Here is a 15,886-nt window from a genome sequence, read left to right as displayed (position 1 = left end):
TCATGACGAAAGCAGAAAAGGTCGTCTGGACCGAGGGCATGTTCCTGCGTCCCCACCATTTTCAGCGGACAGAAAGCTACCTCCTCAACCACGTTCGTGAGTGGGGGGCCTTGCAGCGATCGTATCTCTGGGGCTTTCTCGACCTTGAGCTGGATGAAGCGATGCTACGCCAGGGCTGTATTGCCCTGAGCTACTGTAGCGGTTTGCTGCCTGACGGCACCTTTTTCCAGGTTCGCAGCGACCGCAACGGTCCGGCTCCGCTAAAAATCCCCGATAATCTGACCAATGAAAAGGTGGTGCTTGCGCTGCCGGTTCGTCGCGGTGGCCGTGAAGAGGTGATTTTCAGCGAGGAGCAGTCTTCTCTGGCGCGTTTTATTACCTTTGAACAAGAGGTGGAAGACGACAACGCCATGTCGGTCGGGGAGGCGACGGTCCAGTTTGGCCGCCTGCGTCTGACCCTGATGCTGGAGAAAGATCTGACGGCAGAATGGACCGCCATCGGCGTGGCGTACGTCACCGAAAAGCGCAACGACAACCACGTGCGGCTGGATAACAGCTACATTCCGCCAATGCTGAACGCCAATAACAGCCCGCAGCTGTACGGCATGATCAATGACCTGCACGGCTTGCTGGTGCAGCGTAGCCAGCAGATCGGCGGTCGACTGCGCCAGCCGGGGCGTTTCAATACGTCCGAGATGGTTGAGTTCACGCTTCTCTCGCTGATCAACCGCCACCTTGGCGACGTCTCACATTTAAAAACGCTGCCGCTGCTTCACCCGGAAGCGCTCTGGCGCAGCTGGCTGCCGTTTGCCACGGAGCTCGCCACCTGGACGCCGCAGCGTACCGCAGAGAGCATACTGCCGGTCTACGACCATGACGATCTCGCCGTTTGCTTCAGCAAACTGATGCTGATGCTGCGCCAGGGGCTGTCGCTGGTCATGGAAGATCATGCCATCCAGCTGCCGCTGCACGAACGCTCCCACGGGCTGAACATCGCCACCGTGCCGGAGACCAGCATGGTCCGCGAATTTGGCTTCGTGCTGGCGGTAAAAGCCAATGTCCCCGGCGAACACCTGCAAACCCATTTCCCTGCCCAGATGAAGGTTGCGCCAGTGTCGAAAATTCGCGATCTGGTTCAGCTCCAGCTGCCGGGCATCATGCTTCGGGCAATGCCCGTCGCGCCGCCGCAGATCCCGTGGCATGCAGGCTACAGCTATTTCGAGCTCGAGAGGGGCAGCGAACTGTGGCACGAGATGGACAAGTCCGGGGCATTCGCGCTGCATCTCGCAGGGGAATTCCCGGGTCTCGATATGGAGTTCTGGGCCATCCGTAGCCCGACAGAATAATAAAGCGAGCGCTTAATATGCAGGAACGACAGGATACCGGCTGTGATGCCGTGTTTACCGGAGCCAGTGGGAACAATCAGCTGGTGGCGGCCGCCAATCCGCTGCTCAATGCGATTCCGCAAATCCGTCATTCGGTTTCCCACGACGATCAGGTCGGGCTGCGCCAGCGCCTGATTGACGAAATTCGCCGTTTCGAAGTGCGATGCCAGCAGGCGGGCTTACCGTATGAAGTGATTGTCGGCGCGCGCTACTGCCTCTGCACGGCGCTGGACGAAGCCGCCGCGCTGACCCCGTGGGGAAGCAGCGGCGTCTGGTCAAGCAATGGTCTGCTGGTGACGTTTCATAACGAAACCTGGGGCGGTGAGAAGTTTTTCCAGCTGCTGGCGCGTCTGTCGCAGAATCCGCGCGAACACATTCTGCTGCTGGAGATGATCAACTACTGTCTGCTGCTCGGCTTTGAAGGCCGCTACCGCGTGCTGGACAATGGCCGGACCCAGCTTGAAACCATTAAACAGCGCCTGTGGCAGATGATCCGTGGCGTGCGCGGCAGCTACCCGCCGCCGCTCTCGCCGCACCCGGAAGATCGCCCCGTTCTGCGCAAGCTCTGGCGGCCGATGATCCCTCTTTGGGCGTGCGTGGCGCTGGTCGGCTTTATCGCCTGCCTGTTCTATATCGTGCTGAACTGGCGTCTGGGTGATAACACCAGCCCGGTGCTGGCGAAAATTTACCAGTCCCAACTGCCGGAAACCACGATCCAGCAGCCTGCGCGTCAGCTGCCGGCGGTGCTGAACCTGCGCGGCTTCCTGAAACCAGAAATTGATGCCGGTCTGGTGGCCGTTAAGGATGAGGCGGATCGCAGCGTGGTGATCCTGAAAGGGGACGGACTCTTTGCCTCGGCCTCAACGGTGGTGCGCGATCGCTATGAGCCGGTCATCGACCGCATCGCCCAGGCGATGAATAACGTCAGCGGCAAAATTCTGGTGGTGGGGTACAGCGACAACGTGCCGATCCGCAGCGCACGCTTCGCCTCCAACTATGAACTCTCGCTTGAGCGCGCCCGTTCGGTGCAAAAACAGCTCCAGGGTAGCCTCTCACAGCCTGAGCGCGTCAAAGCCGAAGGGCGGGGTGAGATCAACCCGGTAGCGCCTAACACCACGCCTGAAAATCGCGCCCGTAACCGCCGCGTAGAGATTACGCTGCTGGTATCGCCTGACAATACCCAGGCCGAGCTGAACGGATTGCCGCAAGGAAACTAAGGATGCTGACAACTCTACTTTCTATACTGACCAATCGCATTCTGTGGAGCTTCCTGGGCGTAACGGCGCTCGCGGCGGTCATCTGGATGATTGGCCCGCTGTTGTCCATCGTGGATACCCGGCCCCTTGAATCAGAGCAGAACCGCGTCATCAGCATTGCGGTGGTCTACCTGATTTGGGCCCAGAGCCACATTCTGCCGCGGCTGTATAACGCCTGGCTGAACCGTAAGCTGATGGACAAGCTCAACGAAAATACCACCAGCCCGGAGGCGGCCGATCCGCAGAAACGTCTGAACAGCGAGGAGCAGATCCTTGCCGGGCGTTTCGATGAAGCCGCCCAGATGCTGAAAAAAGCCCACTTCAGCAAAGCGGGACATGGCGCGCAGTGGACGCAGCGCTTCAGCACACAGTACCTCTATCAGCTGCCGTGGTACGTCATTATTGGCGCGCCGGGTTCAGGTAAAACCACCGCGCTGGCCAACTCCGGGCTGCAATTCCCGCTGGCGGATCGCTTCGGTAAAACCGCGCTGCGCGGCATTGGCGGCACGCGCAACTGTGACTGGTGGTTTACCAACGAGGCGGTTCTGCTGGATACCGCGGGGCGCTACACCACTCAGGAGAGCGAGCAGGTTCAGGACGCCGGGGAGTGGCTGGAATTTATCAACCTGCTGCGCAAATACCGCCGTCGCCAGCCCATTAACGGCGTGATTATCACCATCAGCATTTCCGACCTGCTTTCGCAGTCCGCTGAGGCCTCGCGCCAGCAGGCGGTCAACCTGCGCCAGCGTCTCTCCGAGCTGCATGAACAGCTGGGTATTCGCTTCCCGGTGTATGTGATGGTGACCAAAGCGGACCTGCTTAAAGGCTTCCGCGCCTGGTTTGCGGATTACGACAAAGCCCAGCGCGACCAGATCTGGGGCTTTACGCTGCCGTGGGAGCAGACCAAACACGCTGATTACGACCTGATGGGCAACTTCCAGCAGGAATTTTCCCTGCTGCAACAGCGTCTGGATGCTGGCCTTCCGGAAACCATGCTCAAAGAGCATGACGCCAAAACCCGTGCGGAAGCCTATCTCTTCCCGCAGGAGTTCGCCGCGCTGCGTCCGCTGCTGGCAGACTACCTGAGCACGGTCTTTGCCCGTTCAAACTTCGAAACCGAATTTTCGCCGCGCGGCATCTACTTTGCCAGTGGCACTCAGGAAGGGATGCCGTTTGACCGCGTGATGGGCGAGCTGAATCGCGCGCTCTCCTTACCTGAAGGGGGGGAAAGCACGCGCTGGGATTCGGTGAGCAAAGAGGCGCCGATCCCAGGCGCGAAGGGCCAAAGCTTCTTCATTAAAAACCTGCTGCAAAACGTCATTTTCCAGGAAGCGGGCATCGCCGGGGAAAACCGCTGGTGGGAACTGCGCAACCGCGCCGTGATGTGGTCCGGCTACGCGGCGCTGCTGGCCCTGCTGGTGATCCTGGGTGGCCTGTGGCTGACCAGCTACGCCAAAAATAAAGCCTATCTGGAAGAAGTGGACGCAAAAGTGCCGATGCTGGAGCAGCAGAGCAAGGCGCTGCAAAACCAGCCCCAGCGCGATCTGTTTGCGCTTCTGCCGCTGCTTAACAGCCTGGTGGATCTGCCGAAAAGCAATGCCTTCGACGTTAACGACCCGCCGGTTTCCCGCCGCATGGGGCTTTATCGCGGGGATGACGTCAGCGATGCCTCGCAGTCTCTGTATCAGAAGGCGCTGGATCAGATGCTGCTGCCCGCCGTGGCGATGCACATTACCACCTGGCTGCGCAACGACAACGGCAGCGACGTGGAGTACAGCTATGAGGCGCTGAAAGCCTATCAGATGCTCTACCAGCCGAAGCACTATGACGGCAAATTCCTGCACTCGTGGGTGATGCTCAACCTGCAACGCAACCTGCCACAGAACGTGACGCAGGCGCAGCTTCAGGAGCTGGAATGGCACCTGACCCAGCTGCTGGAGCCAAAAATTCAGGCTTCACCGTATGCGCAGGATGAGGATCTGGTGGCACGTGAAAGAGCGCTTATCAACCAGCAGCCGCTCTCAACACGCGTATATGGCCGCCTGAAACGTCTGCTGGAGCATGATGAAAACCTGAAGCCGGTTTCGCTTTCAGATCTCGGCGGCCCGCAGAGCGAGCTGGTGTTTTCCCGTAAAAGCGGCAAGCCGGTGAGTGAGGGCGTACCGGGCCTCTATACGCCGGACGGCTACTGGAAGAGCTTCAACGACCAGATCGACAGCGTGACCACCGCCCTGCACGAGGACGACGCCTGGGTACTGGGAGCAACCACCGCCCAGGAAGATAAACAGCAGATCGATAACGCCGTGCGCCAGCTCTACATGCGCGACTTTATCGTCAACTGGGATCGCTTTCTCGCTGACATTCAGCTCAACAACAGCGCCGATCTTTCCCAGCGCATTAACACCGCGCGCCTGCTTTCAGGCACCAACTCGCCGCTGCGCCGTCTGGTGCTTAACCTGAGCAAGGTGCTGACCCTGTCGCGCACTGCGCCAGCGCCGGAAGATGCGCAGAAAGCGGAAGACCAAAGCAACCGCGCCACCCGCACGCTGGAAGCGCTGTTCAGCAACGGTGACAACGCCCCGACGCAGGGCGCGGTTGTGACGCAGGCGCCTGAACAACTGGTGACTGACCACTATGCGCCGATGATTGAGCTGGCGCAGCCGCTGGAGAAGGGTGGCAAGACCATCGTCTTTGACGATTTTCTTAAGCAGGTTGACGAGCTTTATCGCTACCTGACCGCCGTTCAGGATGCGGCAAACAGCGGTATGCCCGCGCCGGGCGGCGATGCAATCAGCCGCCTGCAAGCCAGCGCGGGACGTCTGCCGGGCGGGCTGCAAACCATGTTCAGCAATATGGCCGTCGGCGCCAGCAGCGACACCCAGCGTCGCGATCTGGAGAACGTGCGTAAGCGCATTAACGTGGAAGTGGGTGGGTTCTGCCGTCAGGCGATTGCCGGGCGTTATCCACTGGTGCGCAGCGCCAGCACCGAGGTGACGCCGGACGATCTCGCCCGCATGTTCGCGCCGGGCACCGGACTGATGGACACCTTTTTCCGCGACAACCTGACCAACAAGGTGGACACCACCCAGGCGAACTGGCGCTTTATGCCGGGCATCGACGGTAAAACGCTGCCGGGCAGCGAAGGGCTGTTGCGTCCGTTCCAGCAGGCGCAGTCTGTCCGCGATGCCTTCTTCGCCAACGGCGCGACCACGCCATCCTTCAGGGTGACGGTGCGCACCGTGCGGATGGACAACACCATTCTGAACCTGACGCTGGACGTGGACGGCCAGCTGCTGCGCTACAGCCACGGTCCGCAGGCGGTGCAGATCATGACCTGGCCGGGGCCGGGCGGGACGAACCAGGTGCGTATGCAGCTCGGTCTGGCCAATGGCAGCACCGCAACGCTGGTAACTAACGGTTCCTGGGCGCTCAACCGCTTTTTCGACAAGGCGCGCACCAGCCCTGGCGCGGGTAGCCTGAGCCGTCAGGCGACCTTCAACGTCGACGGACATCAGGTCACGCTGGAGTTTGCCCCGAACAGCATCCGCAACCCGTTCCAGCTTCCCCGTTTCACATGCCCATAACCGCAAGGACAGCCGTATGACGAATACCCCTGCGATGAACCGTTATAGCTGGTATGGCAAATTACCCAGCGCCGGAGATTTTTTGCAGCGTCGCTTTCCGGATACCCTGCAACGCCAGTGGTCGCACTGGTTCCAGGTCGGCCTGCTGGCCTGGCAACAGGAAGAGCAGCGCAGCGGCGAGCGCCCGTTTTCAAAAGCCCCGGTGTGGAACTTTGTCGTCCCGCCGATGCTCGGTAGCCAGATGATTCAGATGGGCTGCCTGCTGCCGGGCCGTGACAGCGTAGGCCGCCACTATCCGGTATGCCTGCAACTGAGCTTCACCCCCGCCGAGTGGTCATCCCGCCTGCTCGGGCAGGCTGAAAGCTGGTACCAGCAGCTTGGCCGTCTGGGGCTGCACGCGGTGCGTAACAGCTATTCTGCCTCCCAGCTGGATGAAATGCTGATGACCATCCCGGCGCCCCAGCCGGTTGAGCCGCAAAAGCGTTCCGACATTCTCGACGTGATTGGCTATGACGACGATGGTCAGAGCACGCTGGGCTGGCCGCAGGCGGCGGAGTGTTTTGATCCGCTGCGCCAGACCAGCTACTGGTGGACAAACCGCTGCGACGGCTATCCGCTGTACACACACGTCCACAGTGGAAACTTCACCGGGCAGCTCTTTACGCTGCTGTTCGATCCGGCAGGCGGCGCCCGTCCGGGCCGCCACGGTCTTTACCCGCCTATGTTTGAATAAGCAGGGATCTTATGAATATCGATGAATTTCTCGCGCCGATAAGCCCCGATAACCCCTGCGGTGAAAACCTGGAGTACGACGCTGATTTCCAGGCCATGGGTCAGGCCAGTCAGGGTAAAGCCGAGCAGCAGTTTGGCGACACCATCATTCCGGCAGAGCCTGCCGACTGGAACACGGTGGAAAAACTCGCCACCAGCCTGCTGGGTCGCACCAAAGATCTTCGCGTCATGCTGGCGTTAACCCATGCCTGGACGCGTCGTCGCGGGCTGGCAGGTTACGCCGACGGGCTACTGCTGGTGCAGGAAGCCCTGTCCCGTTACTGGGAGCAACTTTACCCGCTGCTGGAAGAGTATGGCGAAACCGATCCGTTCTACCGCATCAACGCCCTCGCCGGGCTGAGTGATAAATCTGACCTGACGGTCGCGGTGCGTAACGCCTCACTGCTCCGCTCAAACGGCGATGAGATTTCGCTCCGTGACGCCCAGGCGCTGCTTGACGGCAGTAAAACCGAGTGTCCGGATTATCCGGGCGGTCGTCCACGACTGATCGATGAGCTGGCCCGGGGCGATCAGCCCGGCACCGAAGCGGTAATCGTGATCAACGAACGCCTGCTGGCCATCCGCGAACTGCTTACCGGCTATCTCGGGGAAAGTGGCGTCCCGGAGATGGAACAGCTGTTGAAAACCGTCGGACTGGTTTCCAGCGCCTGTCAGGTGACCGATATCAGCAAGCTGCTGCCGAACCGTGACGCGCAGGCTGAACAGCACGCCGAGCCGCAGCCGGTGGCCGCGTCGCCCGTTCAGCAGGTGACGGACTGGCGCAGCGTGCAGGTGACCAGCCGCGCCGACGCCCAGCTGATGCTGGAAAAAGCGAAACAGTATTTTGCGCAGTACGAACCCAGCCATCCCGCACCGCTGATGATTGAACGGGTGCAGCGGCTGTCTGAACTCAACTTTATGGACATTATTCGCGACCTGGCGCCAGACGGCGTTAACCAACTGGAAAACATCTTTGGACGCCGCGAATGACGCGTCCTGGCATTATGACGACAGGCATGGAGTCTGCCGTTTCACCTTCACCGCGCATCTTTGATGGAGAACATCATGGCAATGAGTAACAGTGGACAGAAATTCATCGCACGCAACCGTGCTCCCCGCGTGCAGATCGAGTACGACGTAGAGATCTACGGCGCAGAACGCAAAATTCAGCTGCCGTTTGTGATGGGCGTTATGGCCGATCTGGTTGGCAAGCCGGTGGAAAATCTGCCAGCCGTCGACGAGCGTAAGTTCCTGGAAATCGACATCGACAACTTCGACGAACGCATGAAGGCGCTGAAGCCGCGCGTGGCGTTCCAGGTGGATAACACCCTGACCGGCGAAGGTAAGCTCAACGTCGATCTGACCTTCGACAGCATGGACGACTTCCTGCCGGACGCGGTGGCCCGCAAAGTAGAGCCGCTGAACAAGCTGCTGGAAGCCCGTACCCAGCTCTCCAACCTGCTGACCTACATGGACGGTAAAAACGGTGCGGAAGAGCTGATCGCGAAAATTCTCCAGGATCCGACGCTGCTCAAATCCCTGAGCCAGTTGCCAAAAAATGACGAAAGTGCGAAAGGTAGCGAGGAATAATCGATGAGCAACCAGACTCAACAACACGATCAGCAGGCGGGCCAGGCGTTCAGCCAGGACGAGTTCAGCGCGCTGCTGAATAAAGAGTTCCGCCCGAAAACCGATCAGGCGCGCTCTGCCGTAGAAAGCGCGGTTAAAACCCTGGCGCAGCAGGCGCTGGAAAACACCGTGACCTTCTCAAACGATACCTACCGCACCATTCAGAACCTGATTGCCGGTATTGACGAGCAGCTTTCGCAGCAGGTGAACCAGATCATTCACCACGAGGAGTTCCAGAAGCTGGAGAGCGCCTGGCGCGGCCTGAGCTACCTGGTGAACAACACCGAAACCGACGAGATGCTGAAGATCCGCTTTATGAGCATCTCCAAGCAGGAGCTGGGCCGCACCCTGAAACGCTACAAGGGCGTGGGCTGGGACCAGAGCCCGATCTTCAAAAAAATCTACGAGCAGGAGTACGGCCAGTTCGGCGGCGAGCCGTTTGGCTGCATCGTGGGCGACTACTACTTCGACCACAGCCCGCAGGACGTTGAGCTGCTGGGCGAGATGGCGCGCATCGGCTCTGCGGCCCACTGTCCGTTCATCACCGGCACCGCACCGGGCGTGATGCAGATGGAGTCCTGGCAGGAGCTGGCTAACCCGCGCGATCTGACCAAAATCTTCCAGAACACCGAATACGCTGCCTGGCGTTCACTGCGTGAATCGGAAGATGCCCGCTATCTGGGCCTGGTGATGCCGCGCTTCCTGTCGCGCCTGCCGTACGGCATTCGCACCAACCCGGTCGACAGCTTTGATTTTGAAGAGCAGACCGACGGCGCGAACCACAACAGCTACTCGTGGGCAAACGCTGCCTATGCGATGGCGGCCAACATCAACCGCTCCTTTAAAGAGTACGGCTGGTGCACCTCGATTCGCGGCGTGGAATCCGGCGGGGCGGTGGAAAACCTGCCGTGCCACACCTTCCCGAGCGATGACGGCGGCGTGGACATGAAGTGCCCGACCGAGATCGCCATCAGCGACCGTCGTGAAGCGGAACTGGCGAAAAACGGCTTTATGCCGCTGGTGCACCGCAAAAACTCCGACTTCGCCGCCTTCATCGGCGCGCAGTCCCTGCAAAAACCGGCCGAGTATCATGACCCGGACGCCACCGCGAACGCGCGTCTGGCCTCCCGTCTGCCGTACCTGTTCGCCTGCTGCCGTTTTGCTCACTACCTGAAGTGCATCGTGCGCGACAAAATCGGCTCCTTCCGCGAGCGCGAAGAGATGGAGCGCTGGCTGAACGACTGGGTAATGAACTACGTCGACGGCGACCCGGCGAACTCCTCCCAGGAAACCAAGTCCCGAAAACCGCTGGCGGCGGCGGAAGTGCAGGTGCAGGAAATCGAAGACAACCCGGGCTACTACGCCGCGAAGTTCTTCCTGCGTCCGCACTACCAGCTGGAAGGTCTGACCGTTTCCCTGCGTCTGGTATCTAAACTGCCGTCGCTGAAGACGAAGGACGCGTAATGATAATTGCCGCCGGGGGGCCATGCCCGGCGTTAGCTTTATAGTATGGAAATTTGAGAGGAAATATGACCGCGAGACCTTCGTTTGTTGCTGCCTGGGCGGCGGCAACACGTATTTACGATGCAAATGATTCTATCGGCAAAGTTAAGCAAGTTATCGGCGGCAAAGTTAAGCACAATTTCGAAATAGCGCCAGATGAGGGCGGGTGGTCAAATAGTTGTGCCGTACGGATGAGTTATGTTCTTAACTATACCGGGCATCCCGTTCCGCGTATTGCAAATCTCACGGTATCCGGTGCTGATAATAAATGGTACTTCTACCGCGTAAAGGATGTCATTGCCTGGTTGACGCGTCAGTGGGGTAAACCTGACATGATCGTGAGTTATCCTTCCTTACCCGTTGAGCAATTAGCCAACAAAAAGGGCGTAATTCTGTTTGAGGTACAGGGCTGGAGTGACGCCGCAGGTCATGCAACATTCTGGAATGGTTTAACCTGTTCGGATCACTGTTATTTCAATGCGCCGGAGACGAATTACACGACGACCAAAGCTAATTTTTGGGAGTTGCCATGAAAAAAATGATTGCTAGTCTACTGTTGCTCACCAGTTCCGCCTCTGTGTATGCAACTGACGATCCGGTGTCGTTTGTCAAAAAAATGCCTTATAAGCAAGTTGTTAAAGACGTTGTTTTTTCTCGCTGCCTGGCACAAGTTGCAGATGATAAAAGCCAGTTTTCTCTGGATGCAGCCCGTAGCAGTAGCGCATTACTGGAATGGGTGCCTTTCGATATTGAAAATGGCAATGACAAAATTAATGCTCTTATTAATAAATATAAAGGTGCAACCAATGCCTTTCATTCTGAGAGAAAACCCGATGTAAAAGGCGTAACCTTAAACTGCCTGCGTCTTTATCATAGTGACGAACTTAATCAACTTGCTCCTCAATTAATCATCGGAAATCCTGACCGCACCTGGATTCAGGATAATCCACAATAGTATAAGACTTCACATTCTTTCCTTTCGTTCAGGGGGAATGTAAGACTGTCAAATGACACGGGTCGTTTGATATGAGGCAGAGGTAAAATATGGACGGTTTTATTCAGCCCCATGCTTTCCTGTTTGCCATATAAGGGCTTTTTCGAAAGCAATATTGTTCATCCACGAAGAGTAGATATTATGGCTATTGATATGTTTCTGAAGGTCGAGGGTGTTACGGGCGAATCTAAAGATTCTAACCACACCGGCTGGACTGATATTACCTCCTTCTCCTGGGGCGCGTCCCAGCCAGGTAATATGAGCGTTGGCGGTGGCGGCGGTGCCGGTAAAGTGAACTTTAACGATCTGCACGTTAACGCTCTGATCGACAAATCCACTACAGCAATCCTGAAACACTGCGCAAGCGGTAAACACCTGACCAAAGTTGAACTGTCCGTCTGCAAAGCGGGTGGTCAGCAGGTTGAATACACCCGCATCACCCTGGAAGACGTTCTCGTGACTTCCGTTCAGTACACGGGTGCAGACAACGGCGATACCGTTGGCGTGACCTATGCATTCCAGGCTGCGAAAGTGAAACAGCAGTACTGGGAGCAGACCACTGCCGGTGGTAAAGGTGCTGAAAGCAGCGCTGGCTGGAACATCAAAGAAAACAAAGAAGCGTAATTGCGCGCGTGACCGGGGAGTTTTCCCCGGTCATTATTTATAGAGACTTAATTTCGTTTGCAAAGGGATGTCAATATGAGCGTAAAATCAACGGTTGCTCCTGGTTATTGTGTTGTTCAGCAGGCTGGTACGTTAGATTTCCAGGCAAGACTACTGTTCAATAAACCAGACAGTGAAGCGGCACGTTATTTTATGCGAGTGAACAGGGACACACGGTGGTTAAAACCCGGGCAAATATTGATCCTTAATGCTCCGGGTGCTGAAAATGCGGTTCAGCTAAAACAATTACAAAATGCAAAGCAAAAGGTTAATGGAGCATTGGCAGAACTGAATACAGATGAAGCTAATTTCTTTAACAAGCATTTTAGTACCATCGCAGCATTAACTAATTTTATGGATAAATCTCTCGGGGTGGTTGCTGATGCAGGTGAAAGGTACTTTAGCGAAATAGAAAAGAAATTAAAAGCTATCGAACTGGCTTATCAAAATCAATACAGAACGCAAGGCACATTGATCGGGCAGCAGTTTTTTGTTGAAAGGCAAAAACTTTTTTCTGAGCTGGACGTTTTATTAAATAAGCTGTCCAGACTAACGCTGAAACTGAAACCTTATGAAGAAATCAAGCACGCTTTAGGTTTATCAAGCAGGTCAATTGTCCACGAATGGAGTACTGCGGGTGTTGCCTCGATACGAGGGTATTCAACATATGTAGACAATGCTTCAAAAGCTGCCCGTTTTCTGAAAATGGGAGGATGGCTTGCTATCGGCTTCGCTGGTGCAAACACAACCAATGAAGTTTACGATGCCTGTACAGTAGGTAGAGAGCAGAGTTGTTCCAAAGTCGCCGTTAAGAAGTACAGTCAATTTGGCGCCAGTCTTGCGGGCGGGATTTATGGCGGAAAATATGGCGCCATGGCTGGGGCTGGCGTATGTGTTGCATTGGGTGTGGCAACAGGTGGTGTAGGGTTGCTCGCGTGTTCTGTGGTAGGAGCCGCTGCGGGTGGATACATTGGTGGCGAAGTTGCCGGTGGAGCAACTGAATATGTCATGGATAAGCTATGGTGAATTTAGAAAATATTCTTTTATTTCTGATTGTTGTTTTATTTTTACTTGTCGTAATTATGGACTTCATCAGTTCCCGTTATTTTAAAAAACACGAGGCCGAATATAATCAGCTTCTTTCAGAATATAGGCAAAAAGGCTACGATCTCGATCTGGTGACAAATTACGCATCATTTTTTGGTTCGCTGGCGAACTATCAAAAAATAATCTGGTTTGTTCGTCTTCGCAAAGGCGTGAAGATGAAATTTACCAAAGACAGAAATGTTCAGGACGATGCCTATAAATTCGTTCAGGCTTTACCGGAAGAGAGAATCGGCTGGATATTAAAACTGCATCGACGCTATAAAGCTCAGGCCTTACTTTTTACGCTATGGCTGCTTATCGGCATTATTTTCCTGAATGTAGTCAAATAGCTTTAATCAGCCCTTAACCCCCAAACCCCGCCGTTCTCACCCCCGAGAGCGGCAGCGTTTGAGCGCTAATCATACCAGCAGGAATACGCCATGCGATTCACGATTATTTCTACGAAACCCGGTCATCAGCCGCCGCAAAGCAGCTGTGATTTTTATGCCCCGGGCGGCACCATTGGGCGCGGTACGGATAACAATCTGGTGCTGCCGGACAATGACCGCACCATCTCGCGTTTGCAGGCCATCGTTCACGTCGACGCCAGTGGCGAATGCCGCGTCACGAACCGCGGCAGCGTTACCCGCGTGGTACTGAATGATATCCCGCTGGAGCGTGGGCGTCAGGTTGAGCTTCAGGATGGGGATATTCTCGGTATTGATGATTATCGCATTGAAGTCAGCGAACTCATTCATGACACCCAGCCCGTAAGCCGCATGGCGGCCAGCATGCAGCAGGCGCGCCCAGTGGCGACACCTGCACCAGCGCCGCAACCGAAACCGGCCAGCGCCGCGCCTCGTGGAAAAGCTGAACCTACGGCCGTGCCGTCGGAAATCTGGGACAGCCTGATGCAGGAGTTTTCCATCTCCGACAGCATCTCCAGCAACCGGGCAAAACCACAGCCCGCCGCATCCCACGATCCGTTCTCTCAGCCTGCGGCCCCGGAGCGCAATGCCGAAGATCCGCTGGCAATGTTTAACGACGCCGAACCGTCGCTTGAACGTAAAAACGTTGACCCGGACACGCTGTTTAGCGATGAAGCGTTGTTTAAAAAAGAGAGCATCTTTGACGATGTCACCCCTTCAACGCTGGTACAGCCGGACGAAAGCAAACCTGCCCAGCCAAAGGAAGAGGCGTCGGACGAACTCGATCCGTTAGCCCTGTTTGGCGGGTCGGCGAGCGCACCTGCCGCGCGTCACGATGACCCTCTCGGCCTGATGGGCGGCGCGCCGTTAACCCATCCGGATGAAATCGTGGCCGATAAGCCGGAGCCAAAGCCTGAAGCGCAAGCCGCACAGGAAGAGGATGCGCTGGCCAGCTCACCGCTGTTCGATCCGGAACCGACTGAACCACAGGACGCGCCGCGCGCGGAAGAGGAGCCCGCGCGCCCCGATTACGCTGGCTTCACCATGCCAACGCCGCAGGCCGTGGCGCGCAGCAACGCGCAGGCGCCTAAAGGCCGCCTGCGTATCGACCCGGTTAAAAACGCTGCATCGCCTGCTGCCTCCGCGCAGACCGGCGAGCGGGGCGAGGTGCTTCAGGGCGAACTGCTGGAGGCGCTGCTGGAGGGCATGGGCCTGAGCGAAATGCAGCCGGTACCGCAATTCGACCGGGAAAATATGCGTCAGCTGGGGCAGATCCTGGGCATGTTCTCGCAGGGGACCGTGGCGCTGCTCTCCTCGCGCTCCATCCTCAAGCGTGGGGTGAAAGCCGATATGACCATGGTGCTCGACGATGCGAACAACCCGTTCAAACTGTTGCCGACCGGGAAAACGGTGCTGATCCAGATGTTCGGCACGCCGATGCCGGGCTTTATGCCGCCGACCAAATCGGTGCGTGATGCGCTGATCGATCTCCAGGCACACCAGCTAGGGATGATCTCTGGTATCCGCGCCATTATCGCCGCCATGCTGCAATCCTTTAACCCGGAACAACTGGAAGAGCAGGCGAAGCAGAACGGGATGACGTCACGCCTGGCGCTGCCGGGCAGCCGTAAAGCCGCGCTGTGGGATTATTTCGTTCGCAGCTATGGCGAGACGGCGGGCGAGATCGAGGACGACTTCCATACCCTGTTTGGCGAAGCCTTCCTCCATGCCTATGACATGGAGGTCAATCAGTACAAAGACTCACAAAGCGGATCGGAAGAAAAATGAATATCGCAACGGCTTCTCTCTCCCGCCAGGGGACGCGCGCCAGCAACCAGGATCAGACGGGAGAAACCATCGGGGAACGTTCAGCCTGCTTTGTCGTCTGTGACGGCATCGCGGGCCTGCCGGGCGGCGAGGTGGCCGCTGAGCTGGCCCGCAACAGCATTATTTCCCGCTTTGACGGCGACAAGCACCTGAATGCGCAGCATATTCGTGACTACGTCCAAACGGCGAACCGCACCATCCTCAGCGAACAACAGGCCGTGCAGGACTATCGCCGGATGGGCACCACGCTGGTCAGCCTGTTTATCGACAGGGATTACCGTCTGGCTTACTGGGCGCACGCCGGAGACAGCCGCCTGTACCTGTTTCGCCGCGGCTGGCTGTGGCATGTCACCACCGATCACAGCCTCGTCCAGCAGATGAAAGATGCCGGGCATCAGACCGACGATCTCAACAGCAACCTGCTGTATCTGGCGCTGGGTATTGAGAATGGCGGACCGGAAGCGAGCTACAGCGATGTCGTGCAGGTTGAGGACGGTGATGCCTTCCTGCTCTGCACCGACGGTTTCTGGCACGGCGTCAGCGAAGAGCAGATGAAGCAGTCGCTGCACATGGTCAATACGCCACAGGAGTGGCTGACCTTAATGAACCAAATCATTCAAAAGAATGCCGAACAGGAGGGCAATGCTCAGGATAACTATACCGCCGTGGCGGTGTGGATGGGCAACCCTCAGGACACCACTTTGCTGCATACGCTCTCTGACGCAGCACAATTTCTTCCCTGCGGAACTGATTAGACACA

The 15,886-nt window shown here is 57.1% G+C and carries 14 protein-coding genes; all 14 read left to right on the top strand.

Going from position 1 to position 15,886, the window contains the following annotated elements; genetic code table 11:
- Positions 1 to 2: 2 nt before the first annotated feature.
- Positions 3 to 1,346 carry a type VI secretion system baseplate subunit TssK gene (tssK, locus tag ACOTY5_RS08135; protein ID WP_015570328.1) on the top strand — a complete coding sequence of 448 codons (1,344 nt, stop codon included), beginning with the start codon at positions 3 to 5 and terminating at the stop codon, positions 1,344 to 1,346.
- 17 nt (positions 1,347 to 1,363) lie between these two features.
- Positions 1,364 to 2,602: a DotU family type VI secretion system protein gene (locus ACOTY5_RS08130; RefSeq protein ID WP_421631891.1), complete on the top strand. Its 1,239-nt coding sequence runs from the start codon at positions 1,364 to 1,366 to the stop codon at positions 2,600 to 2,602.
- A 2-nt stretch (positions 2,603 to 2,604) separates the two neighbouring features.
- A complete protein-coding gene (tssM, locus tag ACOTY5_RS08125) occupies positions 2,605 to 6,225 on the top strand; it encodes a type VI secretion system membrane subunit TssM (protein ID WP_045142099.1) in 3,621 nt (1,206 codons plus the stop codon).
- A 16-nt stretch (positions 6,226 to 6,241) separates the two neighbouring features.
- Entirely contained in the window at positions 6,242 to 6,958 is a 717-nt protein-coding gene (gene tagF, locus ACOTY5_RS08120; protein ID WP_015570330.1) for a type VI secretion system-associated protein TagF, read from the top strand.
- 11 nt (positions 6,959 to 6,969) lie between these two features.
- Entirely contained in the window at positions 6,970 to 7,986 is a 1,017-nt protein-coding gene (tssA, locus tag ACOTY5_RS08115) for a type VI secretion system protein TssA (RefSeq protein ID WP_015570331.1), read from the top strand.
- Positions 7,987 to 8,061: 75 nt separating this feature from the next.
- Positions 8,062 to 8,586: a type VI secretion system contractile sheath small subunit gene (tssB, locus tag ACOTY5_RS08110; RefSeq protein WP_008502644.1), complete on the top strand. Its 525-nt coding sequence runs from the start codon at positions 8,062 to 8,064 to the stop codon at positions 8,584 to 8,586.
- 3 nt (positions 8,587 to 8,589) lie between these two features.
- Complete coding sequence (gene tssC, locus ACOTY5_RS08105; RefSeq protein ID WP_006810956.1) at positions 8,590 to 10,089, top strand: type VI secretion system contractile sheath large subunit; 1,500 nt, start codon at positions 8,590 to 8,592, stop codon at positions 10,087 to 10,089.
- A 65-nt stretch (positions 10,090 to 10,154) separates the two neighbouring features.
- On the top strand, positions 10,155 to 10,661 hold the full coding sequence (locus ACOTY5_RS08100; protein ID WP_017384301.1) for a type VI secretion system amidase effector protein Tae4: 507 nt from the start codon (positions 10,155 to 10,157) through the stop codon (positions 10,659 to 10,661).
- Positions 10,658 to 11,083: a T6SS amidase immunity protein Tai4 family protein gene (locus ACOTY5_RS08095; RefSeq protein ID WP_017693279.1), complete on the top strand. Its 426-nt coding sequence runs from the start codon at positions 10,658 to 10,660 to the stop codon at positions 11,081 to 11,083. The genes ACOTY5_RS08100 and ACOTY5_RS08095 overlap by 4 nt, the downstream gene beginning before the upstream one ends.
- A 180-nt stretch (positions 11,084 to 11,263) precedes the next feature.
- On the top strand, positions 11,264 to 11,746 hold the full coding sequence (locus tag ACOTY5_RS08090) for an Hcp family type VI secretion system effector (protein ID WP_014884229.1): 483 nt from the start codon (positions 11,264 to 11,266) through the stop codon (positions 11,744 to 11,746).
- A 75-nt stretch (positions 11,747 to 11,821) separates the two neighbouring features.
- Positions 11,822 to 12,811, top strand: a complete 990-nt coding sequence (locus ACOTY5_RS08085; protein ID WP_045142097.1) for a hypothetical protein — start codon at positions 11,822 to 11,824, stop codon at positions 12,809 to 12,811.
- Positions 12,805 to 13,221, top strand: a complete 417-nt coding sequence (locus ACOTY5_RS08080) for a hypothetical protein (RefSeq protein ID WP_015570334.1) — start codon at positions 12,805 to 12,807, stop codon at positions 13,219 to 13,221. The genes ACOTY5_RS08085 and ACOTY5_RS08080 overlap by 7 nt, the downstream gene beginning before the upstream one ends.
- A gap of 90 nt (positions 13,222 to 13,311) precedes the next feature.
- The gene (gene tagH, locus ACOTY5_RS08075; RefSeq protein WP_017384296.1) at positions 13,312 to 15,087 is read left to right on the top strand and encodes a type VI secretion system-associated FHA domain protein TagH; all 1,776 of its coding nucleotides are present in this window, start codon (positions 13,312 to 13,314) and stop codon (positions 15,085 to 15,087) included.
- Complete coding sequence (locus tag ACOTY5_RS08070; RefSeq protein ID WP_003859969.1) at positions 15,084 to 15,881, top strand: PP2C family protein-serine/threonine phosphatase; 798 nt, start codon at positions 15,084 to 15,086, stop codon at positions 15,879 to 15,881. Before tagH ends, ACOTY5_RS08070 begins: the two co-directional genes overlap by 4 nt.
- The last annotated feature ends 5 nt before the right edge of the window (positions 15,882 to 15,886 follow it).

It is taken from the genome of Enterobacter cloacae complex sp. SHL018 (genome assembly GCF_049237905.1).
In the GTDB taxonomy this organism is placed as follows: domain Bacteria; phylum Pseudomonadota; class Gammaproteobacteria; order Enterobacterales; family Enterobacteriaceae; genus Enterobacter; species Enterobacter hormaechei_C.
This window is presented reverse-complemented; position numbering and strand designations above follow the sequence as displayed.